This window comes from Bacillus sp. z33, assembly GCF_058313615.1.
Map to the genome: position 1 here is coordinate 680,716 of NZ_JBZFQN010000001.1, position 22,183 is coordinate 702,898.

The following is a 22,183-nucleotide window of genomic DNA, read 5'->3' on the forward strand; positions in this document are numbered from 1 at the left end:
GCTCCAATCTATTCATTTCCTTATTCTTCAATATGTAAAATTCTAAAGCCTGATTCCTCTAATTTGCTTAAAAATTTATCTATATTTGGCGCCTTCGCTACTTTAATGACAATACGCCTTAAAAGTTTATCTGTTTCATCAAACGTAACAAGCGAAATGATTTGTTGCTGATACTGCCCTGTAATCTCAGTTAATTTGGCAATTCGCCCCTTCGTTTCCACTGTTGTCAATGCAATCCTGACACCAGGTACATGAACACCAAATGTACTTTGGAACTGTTCGATGATATCGTAACGCGTAACTATACCAAGGAAATGATTTTGATCATCTACTACCGCTAATAAGGGAGTTTCTTTTAAATCAATAAATATATTCTCGTATATTTCATGTCCTTTTAATGTTTTATTTATCTCCGCAATCGACTCTGCTTTTGTTTCTTTCAAAAAAATATCTCTAGGCAGTTCAGACAAAAATGCCGCCTTATAGATTCGATACCTTGTAATTGTACCTACATACTGATCTCCTTTTAATACCGGCACTCCCTCAATGCGATGTTTATCCAATACTGCAAAAACCTCTTGAAGAGTATCATTGTAAGAAACCGTATGACAATGATATTTTGAAATCATTATATTCTTTACAAACATTAAAGCACCTCCGACTGCAATATAAGTGTACAAACACTCCTTATACTACTTTTCGACAAATCTTTAACTTCTCCTGCCTTATTGTGAAGGATTATTTATTTTCGTGAAAAAGATTAATATCATACAGATCTTTGAATTTATTAAATAAGATATGTCTATTCTTCCATGCTATTTCATTTTTCCAAAGATCCTTACTCCGGTCAATAATCTCACATCTTAATGCATGGAATTCCTTCTCAGCCTTTTCCATTTTCTTTTTATAATAAAGCATCCCACCATATAAAAAAGCCAGTAATAGAATACATAAAACGATAAATTTGTTTTCAAAAAATTGAACATACATGGCTGTGAAAGAATACGCATAGAGGGGAATAATCTTTTTATATATATAAACACCTAAAGTAGCTATTAAACCTAATGTTAAGTAAATAAATAAAAAATGACGGGATTTATAATGATCAAATTTCTGTTTTCTTTTTACCACATTCCCAAGCATTATTTTTGTAGCTTCATCTGTATGTTCGTCCAAATCATGAATTTGCGCTTCCATAAATCACCTCTCCTTTACATACTAATGTTTATGAAAGAGATGGATCATTTATGTAGTTCTTGTCCACAATTTCTTTCCCCTAAAAAGATTCACATAATTTCACCCTTATTAATGATTCGTTTTGGACTTGCTGGCTTTCTTATTTATGACAAATCCGAGAATTAAATCAATGGTGAAATGCATAGCTATGGTCACAAACAAATTATCTGTCCATTCATAGATCAACCCAATCAAGAAACTTAACAACAGGATATTGAAAAACAGGTATACATTATATAAATACCTAATATGAATCAGTGCAAAAATTAGGCTGGCAGCCCCTAAACCAAATGTCGTTTGAATGATACCTCTGAATAATAGTTCTTCACATATGGCTACAAATAAGGTAACAAAAAAAATTTGCCGGCCATTCAAAGAACGGAAAATGCGTTGGTTAATACCGCCGTCATCAAAATATCTGTCAGGAAGATACTTCATAGACAGTAAGTCGTAGCCAACCACTAGCAGTCCAGCAGGAACCCCTATTAGGAGAATAGACCAATCTCGATATTCAAACAGCAGAAAGAAATCCTTTAGATCATCAAATATAAATAGACCCAAAACCGACGAAATCAAAAGCAGAAGCACTTGTGTTAGAATCAAGGCCCTGTATAGCTCTACGTCCTTAAGCTGAGCCAACTGTTCTGCCTGCTTATTTTTCATGATTTTAGTTCTTTCCCTTCTATAAATAATTGTTTCAGTTCCATACGCCAATTTTGATCATTCTTCTGATAATCATTCGAATGTTTTGGGAGGACCTTAACGAGTTCATCCAGTGTAGTTCCACACCGATCACAGCAAAATTCCGTGTTTTTCTGAAGCTCCTGATTAAAATAGGCAGCAATCATCTGCTTTCGGCACTCAGTAGAGGTCATCCAATTTTTTAGTTGATAAAGTTTCACAAGCTTTTCTTTTCTTCTTTTTTCAAGATCGGCATCAATACGGTCAAGGCGGTCTCGTGGATCATGTATATTTTCCATTAGCAGTGCACGATTCAGTTCCTTTATCCGTTCAAAATGATCGTCACCAATCCAGTCTTCCGTTTCACGACCAGACACCTCACCTTGATTAATGACCCATTCGATTTCAGAACGCGTTGGAAAATCTTTTTCAACAAGATGAGCAGCTTGCCGCTCATCCCCCACTGCGTATAATAGAATGGCTACAGATGGCAATCCATCTCTTCCTGCCCTGCCAATTTCCTGAACATATGCTTCTACACTTAACGGCATGTTTACATGAAAAATAAACCGTATATCATTTTTGTTAATCCCCATTCCAAAAGCATTTGTAGCAACAATGATTCGTAACTGGCCTGATAAAAATTGCTGCTGGATCAGGATTCGATCACTTGTTTCCATACCACCGTGGTAATAGGCAACACCCTCAAACCCTTTTTCTATTAAGTAATCGCTCAATTGCTCAGCCAGCTTCCGGCTGGATACATATATAATTCCTGCACCTTTTATTCTTTTTAACGAATCAATCAACAACTGAAGCTTTTGCTGATAATCGGTTGTTTCTTCTACCAAAATACTGATATTCTCCCTATTCACATTATGAATAATCCTCGTCGCATCCTGAATAGATAAATTTCTCAATATATCCTCTTGAACTTCAGGAGTAGCAGTAGCCGTTAAAGCTAATGTTAACGGATTATTCAACTCTCTTCTGATTTGACCGAGCTGTAAATAGCTTGGCCTAAAATCATAGCCCCATTGCGATATGCAATGGGCTTCATCTACAACGAATAAGGCAATCTTAAGCTTTTTCAACTTATCCAGGATGAATCGTGATTGCAGCATTTCAGGTGAAATATATAAAAATTTGAGTAATGGGAAAGACCTAAGTACCCTATCTCGTTCCGGCTTTGTAAGAAATGAATTTAATGATGCAACTCTCTTTTCACCTTTTGCCTTCATTTGCTCAACCTGATCTTGCATAAGAGCCAATAATGGTGAAATGATAATAACTAATCCATTCATCAGGTACCCAGGCATTTGAAAACTCAAGGTTTTCCCTGTCCCGGTTGGCAGCATGGCAAGTGTATGCCTGCCTCCCATAATGGATTCAATAACTTCCTTCTGTCCGGTCCTGAACGTTTGGAATCCAAACATTTTTTGCAATTGAACTTCAAGTGGCTGCATACTTACACTTCCTTCCTATTGGCCATAACCAGCCTGATTTTAAAATAAGTTATCTCAGCTGGAAGTATCATTTTTAAGTTTCTTAATTGTTTTGTTTTATTGGCAGCTATCGCCTGTTCGATTTGTTCTTTTTCCGATTCACTCACATATACATCAATCGGATAATCAGGTATATTGGAGACAATTTCAACAATATGATCCTCAATCGTATTAACTTTTAAATTTCTTACGGTTGCCACTTCTTCCTTGGACATACCTGATTGAAGCATCTTCAATGTTGTCTGAGTGGAATCGGTTAAGATAACTCGTGCTGATTTTCCCAGTATAACTAATTCTCTCAATACTATATAAGGCGGCTGATTACAGACTTCAAGCATATAATGTATAGTATCCCAAAAGAGAAGTCTTGCATAAAATACGTCTATGTTTAGCTTTCGAGCAGCCTGTTCAATCGTCAGTCCAGCACGCTGGTGACCCGAGAATAAACATACAATTAACTCTGCACGTACTTCGTTTACGTTACTTAGCAATTCTTCAAGCTCTTTATATAACAACTTGCCCAGTTCTTTTGGAGAGAGAGCAATCTGTTTAAATAGTTTTTTTACGACAATTTGATCCTCTTGGTTACGGGTTACCGGGATAAACGAATGATTGCCATTAAGTAAACAAGAGGATGTTTGAACCAATAATTGCAACCTCATCCAAAAAGCATGAGCTGCATCTTGATAGGTACGTCCATTTAAATGAGGAAAGGGAGGATAATTTCCTTTCCAATATCTAAGTGCATCTTCTCCATGCACAGTACAGCTGTAGATATTGGTGCCTATATTTTTTATATATCCTTGCCTGGCTAGTTCTGAAATCTTTTGATCCCAATAATCTCTTTGTAACTTCGGAAGAACACCAAAGAATTCAGATATATGAAATAACCTGGCATCTTGTATGGGTTGTGAGGATTTTTTTCCATTCAATATATGTAAAGGTGAATAAACAGTCCTCTGCCCCTTTAGTGCATCTATCAAATACAGTATTAATCCGTCAATATATGATATAATCATGTTTTAACTCCTTTACCCGAACGAGTTTGACACTTATATCTTACCAAATAGATGGACACTCATGCTTACATTTCAATATTCTATGTTGTACCCATTTTCTAAAAACACGCGAAATATTGGCTATTGAAAAGTTATACCATCAGTTTTACAATAGGGTGAGGGGTTTGATATCCAGTACGGTATCAAAATATATATATCTTTACGGGAGGTATTTAGCATGGCTAAATTTACTATTGTTGACAAAGAAACTTGCATTGCTTGTGGTGCTTGCGGGGCAGCTGCTCCAGATATTTATGATTATGATGATGAAGGTATTGCATTTGTTACTTTAGATGAGAACCAAGGTATTGTCGAAATTCCAGATGTTCTTCTTGATGACATGATGGACGCTTTTGAAGGATGCCCGACAGATTCTATAAAAGTTGCTGATGAGTCATTTGATGGAGACGCTTTGAAATTTGAATAGTATCGCATTAATAAAGCCTCTGCGTTTGCAGAGGCTTTTTGCATTCTATTTATACATTTCGTAATACAGATTGTTTCGAGAACCATCCTTGCATTTTAGTAAATAAAAGCATAAATACAATGGCGATTATAGTACCTTTTATTATATTAAAAGGTATGATTGCTGTTGTAATCATTGCCCGAATCTCTGTACCAGACATGTTCCAATTCATTAATACACTATAAGTTGGGAGCAAAACGAAGTAGTTGACAAGACTCATAAATAAAGCTAACACGATTGTACCGCCGACAAGTCCGTATACCATCCCTCTTTTTGTACCCAGTTTTTTGTAAAAGTAGTAGACAGGCATGATAAAAGCAACGCCTCCGATAAAGTTAGCAAAATGCCCCACTGGAATCCCTGTATCGCTTCCTGTCATGATATAATCTAAAATATTTTTTAATAATTCTACCAGGATCCCTGCAACCGGTCCTAAAATGATGGCTGCAATCAAAGCCGGAATATCACTAAAATCGATTTGCAGAAATGTTGGAAAACCCGGAAACGGGAAGTTCATAATCATCAGAACATATCCGATTGCACCCAACATCCCAATCGTAACCATTTTTTGAATCTTACTTACACTGTTTTTCATGATTCCTCTCTCCTTTAGGTGTGGTTCTACCTCTTCTAGAAGAAAGGCTCTGCCTGCAGTAACGTATATCGTGAAACCATGCCATAAAAAATCCCCTTATCTGTTACTAGATAAAGGGAGAATAAGGCAATCTGAAACAAACGTTCACGAATACTCGTTTTTTGAACGTTAACAGAGACCTCCATCTTCTCCCATCCAGACTATACTGTCGGCTTTGGAATCTCACCAAATCCTGCCTTTACAGGCTCGCGGGCTTAGATTGTACATCATCACCGCCGGTAGGGAATCGCACCCTGCCCCGAAGATAGACCGTATTTAATTAGTAAATGGCTTTGTAAAATGAGTAGGCTTAATCGTTCGCCAGTAAATTTACGCAGACCATCTCTAATTTGATTTTATCTCAATAAATCAAATAAAACAAGAGATTGTATTCAGACTATCTCAGTATGAATATATATTATTCTATTTTTTAGTTGATTAGCCAATAAGTTTCTATATATTTAAAACATGTGCCGAAGTAAAAAGAGTCATTATGGTTATGTAACCGATAAGTATTTAGAAATATCAAAATAGTAAGCGTTTACATTATTAATCTTGATTGACACACAGATTATAAGTCTTGTAGAGTGAGACATAATAAATACTTCTGCAGGAAGGTGACAAGATTGTTTAAAGTGCTCATAGCGGATTCAATCAAGCCCGATGGTTTAACGCCATTCGTTGGCAGGGATGACATAGAGGTTGTCCAAAAGAAGATAGATGAAGTAAGCGGAGAATTGCATCTGTTTGATGCACTTTTAGTCAGAAGCTCTACAAAAGTAACAGAAGATTTGCTTCAGAAAATGACAAATCTAAAAATCATAGCGCGCGCTGGCGTAGGAATCGACAACATAGATGTACCTTCCTGTACAAATCGCGGAATCATTGTGGTCAATGCACCTGATGGCAATACCATCTCGACCGCTGAGCACACGTTTGCCATGATGGCATCTCTTGCTCGAAATATCCCCCAAGCTCACCAATCATTAAAAAATCGCGCCTGGGAACGAAACCGTTATGCAGGCACGGAATTAAAGGGTAAAACTTTAGGTATTGTCGGAATGGGGAGAATCGGTACTGAAATATCTAAACGAGCGAAGGCCTTTCAAATGAACATATTTGCATACGATCCTTTTATTACCTCTGACCGCGCTAAAGAATTGGGTGTAACTGTTGGTTCACTGGAGAATTTGATTGAGGTATCTGATTTTATTACTGTTCATACTCCATTAAACAAGGATACCAAAGGCTTATTTAATAATGAAACGATACATAAGTGTAAAGATGGCGTTTATCTAATTAATTGTGCCAGAGGCGGTATTATTGATGAAGATGCTTTATATGAAGCCGTTATTGAAGGGAAAGTGGCTGGAGCAGCCTTGGATGTATTTGTCGAAGAACCTCCGCTAAATAATAAATTGCTATCCTTGGATCAAATTATTGTAACTCCCCATTTAGGTGCTTCGACAAGGGAAGCCCAATTAAATGTGGCTAAACAGGTTGCAAAAGAAGTCGTATCCTATGTGGATGGAATTCCCGTTTCAAACTCCATCAATTTACCAGCCATACCTGCTGAATTGTTTAATAAAATACAGCCCTATTATCAATTGGTTAAAAAACTGGGTTCCTTCTTATCACAGTATATAAATGAAGGTATCAACGAACTTTCTATCACATACGGCGGTGATACGTTTGATTTTGATTCTTCCCTTCTAACAAAATCACTTGTTTCAGGCTTTTTTAAAGAACGTGCTGACGTTACAATCAATGAAGTAAATGCACTTATATATGCAAAAGAACGTTCTGTCACAATTGGCGAGAAAATTTCAAATGAAACACATGGTTATTCCAATAGTATTACAGTAAGAATCAAAGGCGAAACCAAACAAATTGAACTAAAGGCTACTTATATAAAGGAATATGGACCTAGAATCGTTGCCATCAATGACTTTAAAATCGACTTTTATCCAGATGGCCATATCCTCTATATTCAGCACTACGACAGACCAGGTGTGATTGGTATTGTCGGTAAAAAACTTGGCGATCTTAACCTTAATATCGCCACCATGCAGGTCGGACGTAAAGAAGCCGGCGGCGAAGCCATCATGGTTCTTACATTTGATGAAAAAATTCCTCAATCCGTTATAACTGAACTGGCCGTCAATGCTGAAATATCTGTGGTCAAAGCAATCAATTTGTACGAGGCATAAAATAAAAAAAGAATTCAGAATTGCCCTCTTTAGAGCATTCTGAATTCTTTTTGTCTGCAACCTGAGGGATCCATCAATGTGATGGATCCCTCTCTTATAGCTTAAGATTATCTTAGCTATGTTTTTGTTTAGCTACTTTTGTATAGGATGTTTGTATTTCCGGTTCTTGTTTTATCCAAGTTTCTTCCATTTGTTCAAGCGTTTTCCCCTTTGTTTCCGGTACGAATTTCCACACAAAGATGGCAGACAGAATACTCATTAATCCGTAGAATCCATACGTAAAACCTCCGCTAAATTCCATCATCATTGGATAAGTGGAAGAGATGAAATAGTTGGCTGCCCATTGAGCAGCTACCGCAATTGCAACAGCCTGTCCGCGAATTTTATTAGGAAATATTTCAGATATCAGAACCCAACAAATTGGCCCCCAGGACATCATAAAGGATGCTGTATAAATAATAATGAAAACCAAGGTCCATATGCCAATGATATTTGCATAGGCTAATCCGGATACCCCGATCATTCCGACAGCCATCCCGATAGAACCAATAATTAGTAAAGGCTTACGTCCCCATTTATCAACAGTCATAATTGCGACTATTGTAAAAACGACATTAACTAAGCCCATCACAATCGTCTGCAACATGGACGCATCCTTAGCTGCCCCCATACTTTCAAATATACGCGGTGCATAATAGAGCGCGACATTGATACCGACAAACTGTTGGAACATCGAGAGCAGAATTCCAACAACAATAACTAATTTGCCATATTCAAACAATTTACCGGAAGAGGCTGTTGTATGGATATTCGACTTAATATCTCGCATAATTTTTTGTGCCATTTGTTGGCCATTTATCTTTGTAAGTACTTCCAATGCTTTTTTATTTTGATTTTTCAAGGCCAAATATCTGGGTGTCTCTGGGACTAACAATAATAATAGCCCAAAGAGCACTGCAGGAATTGCACCTGAAGCAAACATATATCGCCACCCAATATCATTAATCCAGGAGATTGACTGTCCATCTGCAATTTTCCAATTGACAAAGTAGACAACCAGCATACCAAAAATGATGGCAAACTGATTAAAGGATACAAGCTTACCTCGAATATCAGCCGGTGCAATCTCCCCTATGTATATAGGTACAACTGCAGAAGCTAAACCTACACCAATGCCTCCAATGATTCGATAAAGATTAAATGTAAGCAACAAAGCGATCGTTGGTTCTCCCATAGTGAAAAATAAAAATTCTGGATAAGCTGAACCTAAGGCTGAAAGAGTAAACAATACAGATGCAATAATCAACGAATTTTTCCGCCCGAATTTTGAAGCAAAATATCCTGATATAATCCCACCAATAATACAGCCAATCAATGCGCTTGAGATAGTTGCCCCATGCACAAAGGAACTTAAGCCAAGGCTATCGATAAAATAGACTTCCAGTGATTTTTCCGCTCCAGAGATCACGGCTGTATCATAGCCAAAAAGCAGACCTCCGATGGCGGCAATTAGCGTTAAAAATACAATGTAAAATGAATTTCTTCCCGATTTACTCATAGATGCCTTCCCCTTTTAAGTATGTTTATCTTACTGCAATTTTGTAAACCTTTACATTTTATAAAGGATATTAGCATATAAAGCAGCTAATATCCTCATAATTCTTATAAATTTCTATATCGTATAGAATTTTTTATCCGCGGTAGGCATCCAATATATATTGATTTAATATCGCTTTTAATTGTTCCTGTCTGCCGGATTTATTTTTAATTTCACCAAGTCCAAGAGCGTATTTACCCAATTGCTTCAAATCCGTATTACCCTTCACAATATCTAGACCAATTCCGTCTGTGAAGCTGCTATAACGGTCTGCAACAAATTGATCCAATACCTTGTCATCGATTAATTTTTGAGCGACTTTTGCTCCGACAGCAAAGCTATCCATTCCAGCAATATGAGCGAAGAACAGATCTTCCGGTTCAAATGAACCTCGTCTAACCTTGGCATCAAAGTTTAAACCACCTGAACCAAGCCCATCATTTTTAAGAATTTCATACATGGCTAACGTTGTAGAGTACATGTCTGTCGGGAATTCATCTGTATCCCAGCCAAGTAAAGGGTCACCTTGGTTCGCATCTACAGAACCAAGCATACCGTTTATACGTGCTAAACGTAATTCATGTTCAAATGTATGTCCAGCAAGAGTAGCATGGTTGGCTTCAATATTAAATTTAAAGTGATCCTTTAAATCATAAGCTTGTAAGAATGATAAAGAAGTAGCTACATCAAAATCGTATTGATGTTTGGTAGGTTCCTTAGGTTTTGGTTCAATTAAGAATTGGGCATCGAAGCCGATCTCTTTCGCATAATCCACAGCCATATGGAAGAAACGGGCCAAATTATCCTGTTCCAATTTCATGTCTGTATTCAGTAAAGTTTCATATCCTTCACGTCCACCCCAGAATACATAATTTTCTGAACCTAATTCTTTTCCGACTTCAAGTCCCTTTTTCACCTTGGCAGCTGCATAAGCAAATACATCTGCATTAGGAGCTGTTGCTGCACCGTGCATCCAGCGTGGATGGGAGAACATATTGGCCGTATTCCAAAGTAATTTTGTTTTGCTATCTTTTAAGTAATCCTTCATCATCGCTACGATACTATCAAGATTTTTGTTTGTTTCACTTAAAGTTGCCCCTTCTGGAGCAATATCAACATCGTGGAAACAAAAGAATGGCACATTCATTTTTTCAAAAAATTCAAAAGAAGCCTCTACCCTTGCTTTTGCTAAATCCATACCAGAATAATTATTATACGGACGAATCATGGTAGCTTGTCCGAATGGATCTGTCCCATCAGCAGTAAATGTATGCCAATAAGAAACAGCAAAACGCATAAGATCCTCCATTTTCTTTCCATTAATTACTTCTTCAGGATTATAATATTTAAATGCATATGGATTGGATGAACCGGGTCCTTCATAGTTTACTTGTTTACAAAAGTCAAAATAATTCATTGATTATTCCTCCTGTTTTGAAATCGTTTTCATATGTTTACATTCAAATTATAACAGGAAAAACTTAGTTTGTCTAATGGATAAACTAAGTTTTTATCTATTTAAAACTATAGTTCTATCATAATGGTCAGATATGATACTTTCTGCCTAACTTTTAACAGCTTAATAGTATCCAAAACAGATCCTTTTCTCCTCATCTACTGCAGAAAAGATTACTTTTCCCTATTTAAAGAAGAACATAGAAAGAAATTGCCTATTCGGAAAGGAACCTAAAATTAAAAAAGCGACAGACTCCCATAAAAATATCTATCACTTTTTATTAAGATATCCGCCATCCTTAGATGCAGGTTAATGAGTCACTTTACTATCATTTTTTTGGATTTGCTCATGTAATGTCTTTCTAACTGCACCAGGTCTCAGAATCAGTTGCTTGAAAAAAACTTCAATACTATTTCCCAAACCTACTTCATATAAATCTACTCCAAATATTCTTTTATTTGATAGAATGGGCCGTAAATACCAACAACCTTTTTTCAGATCGCTTATAAGAAAACCCATCGTCAAAATGCAAAAAAGCACATCACTCATGTGATATGCTTTGATCTAACCGTTCCTTGTGTAACAAGATTTATCTGCTTAATTCTTCTTTTTCGTTGGCAGGAAAAACGTAAATGTCGTACCCTGTCCAACCTTGCTATACACATCGATTTTACCGCCATGGCCTTTAATAATATTCTTGGCTATTGCCAGACCAAGGCCTGTGCCTGATCTTCCTCTTGTCCTTGCTTTATCAACCTTAAAAAATCTTTCGAAAACAAATGGTAATTCTTCCTCAGATATCCCTACACCGGAATCCTTCACGTCAAACAAAGTACCATTATCCATCGTTCTTTGGATTATTTGTACTTCGCCTCCCTCTGGTGTATGGCGCAATGCGTTATCAATTAAGTTGGTAAATACCTGTTCAATCCGATCAGGATCTATTCGAATAAATGCTTCTGGCTGGTCAAGTGTAGTAAAGACTGCTACATGTTTATCCTGAGCTGTCCTTTGGAACTTCTTTGAAATTCTTGTGAGGAAACTGCCAACTTCTACTTCTTCAATGGTTAAAGTTTGATGTCCTGCTTCCATCCTTGCCAAGTCCAAGAGTTCATTGACCAACCGGCCCATTCTCAAAGATTCATCATATATGACCTGTGCCATTTCTTTTTTCTCTTCTGCCGTTTCCGCTATATCATCTATGATTGCTTCACTGTATCCCTGGAGCATGGCAATCGGTGTCCGGAGCTCATGTGATACATTTGCTATAAAGTCTTTACGCATTTTATCAAGCCGACGTTCCTCCGTCATATCCCGCAAAACTGCAACTGCTCCACGGACATCATTATGACGGTAGAGCGGATTCATGAGTATAACCCAGTCATGTCCCTGTGTGGATATCTCAGCTACTTTGCCTTTTTCTGTTTCTTTAACTTCAAGGAATAAATCCCTCAAAGTAACAGGAACTTCTTGCCCATGCTGTTTTTCTTGATTGGCTTCATCAAAATAGCTATACCTTAAAAAGTCCTCAGCCGGAGGATTTGTTACCAAGATCTCTCCTTCTCGGTTGAAAGTGATCACTCCATCGGCCATACTAATTAAAATATTCGATAAATTTTCTTTCTGCTGTTGTAATGCCGTCATATTATATTTCAGCTGCCGTGCCATTTGATTGAAAGCAGTCGCCAATTCACCAATTTCGTCATTTGTTAAAATGGGGACTTTCATATCAAATTTTCCTCTGGCTAATTCGAAGGCTGCTTCCCGCATTTTCCTTAGCGGAGCCGTTATTCTCGATAACAAGAAAAAAGCAAAGATGGTTGTTAAAACAATACCAACTCCAACAGCAATCAAAATAAAGATGGTCGTTTGTGCGCTTGTACTCTCGCTGGAATCGACTGATTGAAAGGCATAGATAGCTCCATCCATTCCCTGGGCAACGAGAGGAATTCCAACAATAGTCCCTTGGGTAACATCATCTCCACCCAGAACAGATGAAAGATAGGTAGTTTCTGAAACTTGCTTATCATCCAATAATGCTTTTTTTAAGGTCTCATCCTGAGAGAAAAGTTGATAGACTTCATTCTTATTCACATTATTCAAACTACTGTATATGGCGTTTTTATCCAAAACTATCACAATATCTTTATTCGCATCAATGACTTGCCATATAATTTGTGTTGATTTGCCTATGTCTGAATCTTCCTCTAAAACGGCTTCCACTTGTTTTGCTGTTTGATATAAAGAAGATTTAGCTTCCTCCATACTTTGGTTATGAAAAAATTCAAGGAGCAATACAGTTAAGATGAATAGAACGAAAGTGAATAGCAAGATAATAGTGAGCCATAGTTTTCCGACAACACTTTTCCAGAACATTAGTCGTTGACTACCTCGAATTTATATCCAACGCCCCATACTGTAACAATCATACTAGCTGCAGCCTCAGATACCTTGTTTAATTTTTCTCTTAATCTCTTTATATGGGTATCAACTGTACGTAAATCACCAAAGAATTCGTAATGCCAAACTTCTTTTAACAATTGTTCTCTGTCATAGACTTTATCCGGCGTTTTTGCCAAAAAGTATAATAGTTCATATTCTTTAGGAGTTAACGCAACTTCAACACCATCAGCCAGAACTCTGTGAGCATCATTATCAATCGTCAAATGTTTAAAGACCACCAGATCTTTAGACGATGTCTCTGATTGAATATAAGAGCTTTTAGATGATCTTCTTAGCAAAGCTTTAACCCGTAAAACGACTTCCCTTGGGCTGAACGGCTTTACGATATAATCATCTGTTCCTGCTTCAAATCCCTGCACTCGGTTAACTTCTTCCCCTTTTGCAGTCAGTATAATAACAGGCGTTGCCTTTTTTTCACGTAACTCTTTGCAAACCTCAATCCCATCTTTACCAGGCATCATCAAATCCAGAAGGATCAAATCATAATCATTCGTCAACGCAAGTTCCAATGCGTCTTCCCCATTATCTGCCTCATCAATTATATATTCTTCACGCTCTAAATACATTTTTAATAGTCTTCTAATGCGGTCCTCATCATCTACTATAAGCAATCGTATGTTGTTTTCTTCCATCAACCGGACCTCCTCTATGTATAAACTAAAAACTATACAAATATATCCACGATACTTGTTTTATTATACATGGATACCAAAAATTTAGGAATAGAAAAGTGAATATTTACATAAATACAGCTTTTTAAAAAGATAAATTTATCTAATAATCATATTACCTCTAACAGATACCCGCTCGGAAGCAGTTTTTTAGCATGGTAGTGTGTGGTTATCTCGGGGAAATCCTATTTTTTCACCATAAGAAAGCTCCATATAAAAATAACAGGAAATCACCTCATATGGAACATTCACACTCAGGTTTCTGTCAGGTCTGCAACTAAACTGGCATGAGATTATGATACCTAAACTTTATCATTCTGCAACAATAAAAGGCTTCCTCATCAGGAAGCCCTTTTTTTCTTACATACTTGCATATGAATGCAATCCAGCTATAACCAGATTAACAGCTACCAGATTAAACATAATGATAACAAAGCCTATTACGGCAAGCCATGCAGACTTTTCACCATGCCAGCCTTTCGATATTCGCAGATGTAAAAAAGCTGCGTAGAATAGCCAGGTTATTAAAGCCCACACTTCCTTAGGATCCCATCCCCAGAATCTGGACCAAGCCATCTGCGCCCAAATCATGGCAAAGATTAGGGCTCCCAACGTAAATACAGGGAATCCGATCAGAACAGATCTATACCCAATTTCATCCAGAAGATCTAAATTGACTGATTTAACTAAAGGTTTCAAAGCTTCTCCTATTCGTTTACGTACAATTAAACGAATCAATCCATACAGTACTGTGCCAATAAGAAGAGACCAAACTACTGTATTCAGTTTTTTCGCATTAATAATTAATGGCAATTCTACTAATGGATCCATGCCTGAATCAGAAACCAACTTCGCTTCATTCGGGACAAAAAACGCTGGCATAGTATAATCCGCTGTTTCTTCCACTCCATCCTTATTCGTCCAACTATAGCTAGCTTCATAATCAGTTAACGAAAAAACAGTGGTTGAGGCAACAAATCCTACCGTACAAAGCAATCCAAATAAAACTGCTTCAAGCCAAAATGTACTTTTTGTAGCTTTTGATTGATTAACAGACCGTATCAGATAAATCAGCCCGACAGCAAAGCTAATGGCCAAAATAGCTTCTCCTGCAGCTGCAGTTGTAACATGGATATACAGCCAGTCACTTTTTAATGCCGGAATTAAAGGGGAGATATCCCTTGGAAACATGCTGGCATACGCTATAATTAATAGCGAGATGGGTAGAGCGAACACTCCCAGAATAGCAGTTTTATAGATAAAATAAATGATAATAAAAGCACCAACAAGCATCATTCCAAAAAATGTCGTAAACTCAAACAAATTACTGACTGGAGCATGTCCTCCAGCAATCCATCGAGTGATAAAATAACCCAGCTGTGAAACAAACCCGATCATCGTTATGATAATACCAGCTTTAGCCCAATTATCATAACTACGCTTATCATTCTTACCTTTTATTGTTCCTGCAAATACAAATGTAGCAATTAAGTACAAAATAAAAGCAATATATAATAGATTACTGCTCAATGTTGCCACTCTTTATTCCCCCTCTTTCTTGCTCTCTTCTCCTACGGTTTGATCATACGGTAACGGAATAGAAGTCCCCTCTACTATTTCATTAATCTCCCGCTTGATGCCAAACCAGTTTTTGTTCGTATGAGCTGCCACAAAAATTTTATTTCCTTTTTTCTGTATCCAAATTCTTCTATGATTCCAGTAAGCTCCCTGAATAACCCCGATCATAAAGATGAGTCCTCCAAGACCCAACACCCATAAGGTTAGATCCTTACGCACAGTCAAAACAGTTGCAAACCCTGTTTCTACATTCACAAACTTCAGCTTATATTCGGTTTCACCCAATGGTTCAAGGGTTTGTTTAATCGCAACAAAACTAACTTCGCCATCAGGATGCTCTGGTGATATGAGTTTAAAGATAAAGGCTGGGTTATTGGGAAACCGACTTTTTGTTGTCGGCTGGTCATTTTCATTGAATTCGAAATCCGGAAAATAACTCTCCAAATGTACTGAATAGCCATTGCCAAGATCATAGCGTTCCTTTGGATTATTCAAATCAACTGTTAAGTTGCCAAACTCCTTTTCGGTTGCTTTATTAATTAAGGTGAATGACATATTAGTCATGCTTTCTTCATAGGATGTTTGATACAGAGCAAATGAGTCAAACTTTAAAGGTTCATTTACACGTATCGGATAATCCTTAATTTTTTTAAGCTTTACTTCTTCACCCGGTAAAGTCTCTCCTACTGCCTGATAGAGAGTGGCATCTGTTTGATAATTTTTCACGACCGTACCAACCCGGTCCAATGTTGCTTCAAACTCTTCTTTTTCCTTATCTTTATCATAGACTTCTACGGTAAAGTCATGATTTTCAACAAAATATTCCCCATTTGTGCCAGGTACAGCCCTTTTTTCCCCTTCAGGAATTCTCAAGTAATCATTTACATACATTCCAGGAATAAAACGCAACATTCCGCCAATTAAAAAAATGATAAGACCTATATGATTAACATAAGGACCCCACCTGGAAAAACGATTCTTCTCGGCTAAAATACTGCCATTATCTTCCCTTATATTATAACGCTTCGCTTTTAATCTCGTTTTAATTAATTCATAGGTTTCTTTGTCTTCTTCAACCGCACCTTCACCAAAAATGCGCTGTCTGCGCAAAAAGCCTTCATTTCTTATGACTCTCTGATTCTTCAACGCTCTGTATAACGGAATAAAACGATCAAGACTGGCAATTACGAGTGACACTCCCAAAAGGGACACTAACAATAAAAACCACCATGAACTATATAAATTATGTAATCCTAACGCATAATACAGTTTACCGAACCAGCCGTATTGATTTTCATAAAAGGTTTCAGCTGATTCTCCATTCGGTATATACATCTCTTGTGGAAATATCGTACCAATAGAAGCCGCAATCAGCGGAAGGATAATTAAGGTAACGCCTACCTTTACAGAGGAGAAGAAATTCCAAACTTTGTCGACCATCGATTTATTATAGGTCTGGGATCTTCTGGCACTGCCTTCATATTTCATATCCAATAATTTTTTATCTTCTTCTATCTGATTGAGAACCTTCCCGCAAGCTTCACAAAATATGGTTCCATATGGATTAACATGACCACATTCACAAGTTATTTCTTTCATCCCTATTTACCCCTTGTTATGGCTGGATTTTCTCCATCATCTTTTGTATCTTCTCTTCTGTTAAACTTCCAGTTGTTGAATCTACTACCTTCCCATTCTTATCGATTAAAAATGTAGCCGGCAAGCTGCCAATTAAATATTGCTGCTGTACCTGATTATCTTTATCGATCACAACCGGGAAAGTAAGGCCATGCCGTTCAACAAACTTTTGAACAACTAAATCCGCTTCATTGACGTTTACTGCTAACACCTGAACCCCTTTATCTATAAAAACTTCATATTGACTTTGCATATAAGGCATTTCATATTCGCACGGTTTGCACCATGTACCCCAGAAATTAAGAAATACCCCTTGCCCCTTATATTCCTCCAAAACATGCTTTACCCCTTCGAGATCTGTTAAAGCAAAGTTTGGAGCGGTTTCATTTATTTCCAGCGTTTTTTCCTTGCCCAGTGTCAGGCTCGAAAAAAGTACATAAACGACTGCACCAGCCAAAAGGGCCAGTACCAACATTCTCATCCATTTACGCCTTTGTTTGGCCAAAAAAAATCCCTCCACCCTGTTCTAAACATACATAAATCATAGCGCTGCCAAACAGGCATTTGTTTAGAACAGCGCTATGATTAGATTTAATTAATCTTTATGAAGTGCCATATAACGCAACTGCTTAACTTCATGGGGTGTTAACTCTCTATAATCCCCAGTGTTTACACCGTGGAGTGTTAAAAACCCATATCGTTCACGTTTCAGTTTGATTACTGGCATTCCAATTGCTTCAAACATACGACGAACTTGTCGATTTCTTCCCTCGTGAATAGTCAGCTCTACTATAGAAGATTGTTTTCTCCTGTCCATTGAAATCAATTTTACCTTGGCGGGAGCAGTTTTTCCGTCTTCCAATTCGACACCGCGTTCTAATCTCTTTAATAATTCACGAGAAGGAATCCCTTGAATTTTTGCCACGTACGTTTTTTCAATTTCGTGTTTTGGGTGCATAAGGGCATTAGCAAACTCTCCATCATTGGTAAGCAGGATTAACCCTGATGTATCATAATCCAGTCTGCCCACAGGGTAAATACGCTGTTCAATAAGCGGGATTAAGTCTACCACCGTTTTTCTTCCTTTATCATCATTGGCAGCTGAAATGACACCTCTTGGCTTATACAGCAAGAAATATACCGGTTCTTCCTTTTCCACAGGTACACCGCTTACCTCTATCTGCTCATTCGGGCCAACTTTAACGCCAAGTTCTTTGACAACCTTACCGTTTACGGTCACTTTGCCTTCTAAGATTAATTGTTCTGCTTTTCTTCGGGAGGCGATTCCAGCCTGTGCTATCACTTTTTGTAATCTTTCCATATTAATCACCTGTCTAATTTTACTTTTTCTGTATTCTTTACTCAAATAATAGGCATTCTACCTAGTTGTTCATTATACTTTGTTTTTGGTGAAAGTGATATGTACTTTCACGCATATTATTTCATTACTTGCAAAGAAACACAAAAAAATCGGCTTTTTATACCGATTTTTTCTAAATTTTACTATTTTTTCGACCAACTTGTCCATTTTGTGACAATTCCGTGTCTATTGAAACATAATTCCAGCCAGTAAGATTGCTGCACCAATCCCAACAAAATCAGCCAAAAGTCCTACTTTTAAAGCATCGCCCATTTTCTTTATCCCCACCGCACCAAAATAGACCGTTAAAACATAGAACGTTGTATCTGTGCTTCCCTGAATCGTAGAAGCAACCTTTCCTATAAAAGAATCAGGTCCATACGTAGCAATGAGATCACTGACCATTCCGAGTGAAGCATTCCCTGAGATTGGTCTAATCAGCGCTAATGGCACGACCTCTGAAGGTACTCCCAAAAAATTCAATACTGGCTTCATCCAACCAATTAACAAATCCATGGCTCCCGAAGCGCGAAAAATAGAAATAGCCACCATCATGCCAATAAGATAGGGGATAATTGAAAAGGTGATCTTGATTCCTTCCTTCCCGCCTTCTACAAAGGTCTCATAAGTTGGTACCTTCTTTATAGCAGCCATTCCAAGAATGAGCAGAATAACGGTAGGTATCATCCATAAGGATATAATCGAAATCCAGTGCATTAGTCAATCCCCTTTCTCGCTCTCTTCAAGTAAAAGTAGCGATCTAAGATAATCGCAGCAATCGTCGCAATGACAGTCGCCAGAAATGTAGGGCCTACGATTTCTGTTGGATTAGCTGAATTGTAATGAATACGGATTCCTATGACCGTCGTAGGAATTAGTGTCAGCCCGGAGGTATTCAATGCAAGAAACGTAATCATGGAACGACTTGCTGTATCCTTGTCGCCATTTAACTCCTTTAATTGTTCCATTGCCTTAATTCCCAGGGGGGTTGCCGCATTTCCTAATCCAAATGTGTTCGCCATAATATTGGATACGATATACCCCATCGCTGGATGACCCGGTGGTACCTCTGGGAATAACCTCGAGACTATTGGTTTCACCAATCGGGTCAAACTATCCAACAGACCAGCCTCTTCTGCAATCTTCATGATGCCCAGCCAGAAAACAAGTACACTCATTAAACCAAAGCATAAGGTAACCGATTCTTTTGCGCTCTTAAAGATGGCTTCATTCACTTCTGCCATTGTTCCGGTTACCATGGCATACAGGATACCGATTATACTGATACCAACCCAAATATGATTAACCATTTACTTTCACACCCGAAAAAGTATAGAAGACTTCTTTCCATATGCCAAAGACGGTTTGATCTTTCTTATGTAGATAAATGGGTTTAGAGATTACCGTACGGCCATCCAGAATAACGTTAGCTGTCCCTATTTTTGATGGGAGCTTCTTCCCTTTTTTCCACTGCTTTTTGGGCTTTTTTAACTCATACTTAACTTCAATCTGCTCCATTTCCTCTTTCGTAAGCGGATAGGTAAGTGATGATTTTAAATAAGCTTTGTTTTTATAAAACCCTCTTTTTATGGTCTTTATCGTTCCGCTTGGGACTACTTCAGTCATGGCATAATTAGTAAATCCCGCTTCATAAAGGGCTATATGATCTGCCCAATCCGATGAATCATCTATCGTAACCGTGATCAAATCCAATCCATCTTTAGTTGCAGTTGTCACTAATGTACGGCGTGCTTTTTTTGTGTAACCTGTTTTACCGCCCGTACAATATTTATATTTCTCGGTCAGAAGTTTATTTTTGTTTTTCCAAACTCGGTCCCACACTTCATTTGGGTTTGGTGCTCGATGGATTTTGGTTCCGGCAATTTTTTGATACGTTTTATTACCCATCGCATACTTGGTTAAGATGGCCATATCATAGGCCGTTGAATAATGGTTATCTGAATCATCCAGTCCATGCGGATTACTGAAATGGCTATTCTCCATGCCAATCCACTCTGCTTTTTGATTCATTAAAGCAGAGAATCCTTCTACACTTCCTCCCACATACTCAGCAATTGCAACGGCCGCATCATTTCCTGACCGCAGCATAAGCCCATAGACAAGATCACTCAATTTAATTTTTTCACCTACCTGCAAATAGATGGCTGACCCTTCAGCTTTTAAAATCGAGTCTGTTATCGTTACGTTCTCATCCATCTTTCCAGATTCAATCGCAAGAACCGCAGTCATAATTTTGGTAATGCTCGCGATCCTTCGCTTTGTATGGGCATCTTTTTCATATAATATTCTGCCAGTACTCTGTTCAATCATAATCGCACTTTTGGCACCTGTTTGGATTTTCTCAATTGATTGGGATTGAGCTGAAACTGGACTTACCGGCGTAAGAAAATTTGCCAAAAACAGAATCATGATGAGGACTATACCTGTCACTTTCCACTGCACTAAGCTGAATGGATGAGTCCTTTTAGCAGGATTTCGATTTAATCTATCTATGTACCGTTTATATTTGAAAGAGTACCCTTTCACCATACTCGTCCCCTCCATGTTTTTGTACAAGTCTATGCATAGAGATTCTTAAACAGAATCAATTTATATAGAGACAGTCAATTATGAGGAGTGTGCAAGGAAGGAATGCTTATAGAAAATGGAGAAAGAACCATTGTTTCTGACGTCTGGTAAGTCATTTATCGGTTTTTCTTTTAGGGCATTTACGTAAAGATTATTGTTTCTTTAACATTATAAAAGAGGATTTTCATTTCCATTTTATGGTAAAATTTATTTAAGATAGCTTCTTTAACAAACAGAGCAGTTTAGCAGATGAGGGATTTCTTATAAATAGAGAATTTATAGTATGTAGAATTGGCAGAAAGGAGAAATTATTTGAATCATAATTTTATGGTTTTTAATTCAATGCCAGATACTGATATATTAATAGGAATCCTAGAACTACATAAAAGTAATTTCAATACTTCTGAAGATTTGATTAACAAAATGGTAAGCAAACCCAAATTGTTAGTGATTACTGCTATGGATGACAAGAAAGTGATTGGCTATAAGATTGGATATGAATTAAATAAAGATAAATTTTATAGTTGGTTAGGTGGAGTAGATATAAACTATAGAAAATCCGGTATTGCTACTAAGTTGATGGAAAATCAACATCTTTATCTTAAGGCTAATGGATATAGTATTGTTCAAACAAAAACAATGAATAAATGGCGCAGTATGTTAGTTTTAAATATAAAAAGTGGATTTGATATTATCGAAACGTATGTGGATCCAAATGGATTGCATAAAATTGTACTTGAAAAAAGTTTACTGAGGTAAAAGGGTAAGTTATAAGTTCTTCTATTATATACCTCCTCCCTTTGGAAATTCTTTTTTCTTTTCCAATCACTCAAAGAAGGCCATTTATTCTTGTATTCAAGAATAAATGGCCTTCTTTCTGTTTTTTTATATAGGTGGTTACTAATCGCGAAGGGCTATACATACGGTAAGCAGACAATCTACAGCGTGATTTCAACCAACAATAAAAATCATAAATAATTGCCATTTAAAAAGGCTGCTTTCGCCCCTCAGAAAGTGAGTAACCTGCAGCAGAATATGAAT

At 37.4% G+C, this 22,183-nt stretch carries 21 protein-coding genes and 1 riboswitch; of the genes, 3 read left to right on the forward strand and 18 right to left on the reverse strand.

What is annotated here, in order from left to right; all coding sequences use genetic code 11:
- Positions 1-20 precede the first annotated feature (20 nt).
- The 5 genes from AC4G3L_RS03170 to AC4G3L_RS03190 form a co-directional block, all read right to left on the reverse strand.
- Complete coding sequence (locus AC4G3L_RS03170; RefSeq protein WP_491075525.1) at positions 21-647, reverse strand: CBS domain-containing protein; 627 nt, start codon at positions 645-647, stop codon at positions 21-23.
- Positions 648-738: 91 nt separating this feature from the next.
- Entirely contained in the window at positions 739-1,197 is a 459-nt protein-coding gene (locus AC4G3L_RS03175) for a DUF2663 family protein (protein ID WP_491075526.1), read from the reverse strand.
- Positions 1,198-1,305: 108 nt separating this feature from the next.
- A complete protein-coding gene (locus AC4G3L_RS03180) occupies positions 1,306-1,899 on the reverse strand; it encodes a CPBP family intramembrane glutamic endopeptidase (protein WP_491075527.1) in 594 nt (197 codons plus the stop codon).
- Positions 1,896-3,383 (reverse strand): RecQ family ATP-dependent DNA helicase, encoded by a 1,488-nt coding sequence (locus AC4G3L_RS03185; protein ID WP_491075528.1) that lies wholly within the window; start codon positions 3,381-3,383, stop codon positions 1,896-1,898. The genes AC4G3L_RS03180 and AC4G3L_RS03185 overlap by 4 nt, the downstream gene beginning before the upstream one ends.
- A 2-nt stretch (positions 3,384-3,385) precedes the next feature.
- Positions 3,386-4,441 (reverse strand): YpbB family protein, encoded by a 1,056-nt coding sequence (locus AC4G3L_RS03190; RefSeq protein ID WP_491075529.1) that lies wholly within the window; start codon positions 4,439-4,441, stop codon positions 3,386-3,388.
- 217 nt (positions 4,442-4,658) lie between these two features.
- Between AC4G3L_RS03190 and AC4G3L_RS03195 the strand changes: the two genes are divergently transcribed.
- On the forward strand, positions 4,659-4,907 hold the full coding sequence (locus tag AC4G3L_RS03195; RefSeq protein ID WP_491075530.1) for a ferredoxin: 249 nt from the start codon (positions 4,659-4,661) through the stop codon (positions 4,905-4,907).
- Between the two features lie 49 nt (positions 4,908-4,956).
- Here the strand turns inward: AC4G3L_RS03195 and AC4G3L_RS03200 are convergent, their stop codons facing one another.
- Positions 4,957-5,541 carry an ECF transporter S component gene (locus AC4G3L_RS03200; protein ID WP_491075531.1) on the reverse strand — a complete coding sequence of 195 codons (585 nt, stop codon included), beginning with the start codon at positions 5,539-5,541 and terminating at the stop codon, positions 4,957-4,959.
- Between the two features lie 35 nt (positions 5,542-5,576).
- A complete protein-coding gene (locus tag AC4G3L_RS03205) occupies positions 5,577-5,726 on the reverse strand; it encodes a hypothetical protein (protein WP_491075532.1) in 150 nt (49 codons plus the stop codon).
- A riboswitch (FMN riboswitch) is annotated at positions 5,721-5,851 on the reverse strand. (Overlaps the previous gene by 6 nt.)
- A 355-nt stretch (positions 5,852-6,206) precedes the next feature.
- Here AC4G3L_RS03205 and serA point away from each other — a divergent pair.
- On the forward strand, positions 6,207-7,790 hold the full coding sequence (gene serA / locus AC4G3L_RS03210; RefSeq protein WP_491075533.1) for a phosphoglycerate dehydrogenase: 1,584 nt from the start codon (positions 6,207-6,209) through the stop codon (positions 7,788-7,790).
- 112 nt (positions 7,791-7,902) lie between these two features.
- Here the strand turns inward: serA and xylE are convergent, their stop codons facing one another.
- The 11 genes from xylE to AC4G3L_RS03265 all read right to left on the reverse strand — a co-directional run bounded on the left by xylE (position 7,903) and on the right by AC4G3L_RS03265 (position 20,983).
- A complete protein-coding gene (gene xylE, locus AC4G3L_RS03215) occupies positions 7,903-9,348 on the reverse strand; it encodes a D-xylose transporter XylE (protein ID WP_491075534.1) in 1,446 nt (481 codons plus the stop codon).
- Positions 9,349-9,481: 133 nt separating this feature from the next.
- A complete protein-coding gene (gene xylA, locus AC4G3L_RS03220) occupies positions 9,482-10,804 on the reverse strand; it encodes a xylose isomerase (RefSeq protein WP_491075535.1) in 1,323 nt (440 codons plus the stop codon).
- A gap of 636 nt (positions 10,805-11,440) precedes the next feature.
- Positions 11,441-13,219 carry an ATP-binding protein gene (locus AC4G3L_RS03225; protein WP_491075536.1) on the reverse strand — a complete coding sequence of 593 codons (1,779 nt, stop codon included), beginning with the start codon at positions 13,217-13,219 and terminating at the stop codon, positions 11,441-11,443.
- On the reverse strand, positions 13,219-13,938 hold the full coding sequence (locus AC4G3L_RS03230) for a response regulator transcription factor (protein WP_491075537.1): 720 nt from the start codon (positions 13,936-13,938) through the stop codon (positions 13,219-13,221). The genes AC4G3L_RS03225 and AC4G3L_RS03230 overlap by 1 nt, the downstream gene beginning before the upstream one ends.
- A 399-nt stretch (positions 13,939-14,337) precedes the next feature.
- Complete coding sequence (gene ccsB, locus AC4G3L_RS03235) at positions 14,338-15,516, reverse strand: c-type cytochrome biogenesis protein CcsB (RefSeq protein ID WP_491075538.1); 1,179 nt, start codon at positions 15,514-15,516, stop codon at positions 14,338-14,340.
- A gap of 3 nt (positions 15,517-15,519) precedes the next feature.
- The gene (gene resB, locus AC4G3L_RS03240) at positions 15,520-17,154 is read right to left on the reverse strand and encodes a cytochrome c biogenesis protein ResB (protein ID WP_491075539.1); all 1,635 of its coding nucleotides are present in this window, start codon (positions 17,152-17,154) and stop codon (positions 15,520-15,522) included.
- A 16-nt stretch (positions 17,155-17,170) separates the two neighbouring features.
- On the reverse strand, positions 17,171-17,698 hold the full coding sequence (gene resA, locus AC4G3L_RS03245) for a thiol-disulfide oxidoreductase ResA (protein WP_491075540.1): 528 nt from the start codon (positions 17,696-17,698) through the stop codon (positions 17,171-17,173).
- Between the two features lie 90 nt (positions 17,699-17,788).
- Complete coding sequence (rluB, locus tag AC4G3L_RS03250; RefSeq protein ID WP_491075541.1) at positions 17,789-18,514, reverse strand: 23S rRNA pseudouridine(2605) synthase RluB; 726 nt, start codon at positions 18,512-18,514, stop codon at positions 17,789-17,791.
- 225 nt (positions 18,515-18,739) lie between these two features.
- Positions 18,740-19,270 carry a spore maturation protein gene (locus AC4G3L_RS03255; RefSeq protein ID WP_491075542.1) on the reverse strand — a complete coding sequence of 177 codons (531 nt, stop codon included), beginning with the start codon at positions 19,268-19,270 and terminating at the stop codon, positions 18,740-18,742.
- The gene (locus tag AC4G3L_RS03260) at positions 19,270-19,863 is read right to left on the reverse strand and encodes a nucleoside recognition domain-containing protein (protein ID WP_491075543.1); all 594 of its coding nucleotides are present in this window, start codon (positions 19,861-19,863) and stop codon (positions 19,270-19,272) included. Before AC4G3L_RS03260 ends, AC4G3L_RS03255 begins: the two co-directional genes overlap by 1 nt.
- Positions 19,856-20,983 (reverse strand): D-alanyl-D-alanine carboxypeptidase family protein, encoded by a 1,128-nt coding sequence (locus AC4G3L_RS03265; protein WP_491076227.1) that lies wholly within the window; start codon positions 20,981-20,983, stop codon positions 19,856-19,858. Before AC4G3L_RS03265 ends, AC4G3L_RS03260 begins: the two co-directional genes overlap by 8 nt.
- Positions 20,984-21,484: 501 nt before the next feature.
- Between AC4G3L_RS03265 and AC4G3L_RS03270 the strand changes: the two genes are divergently transcribed.
- A complete protein-coding gene (locus AC4G3L_RS03270) occupies positions 21,485-21,901 on the forward strand; it encodes a GNAT family N-acetyltransferase (protein ID WP_491076228.1) in 417 nt (138 codons plus the stop codon).
- Positions 21,902-22,183 lie beyond the last annotated feature (282 nt).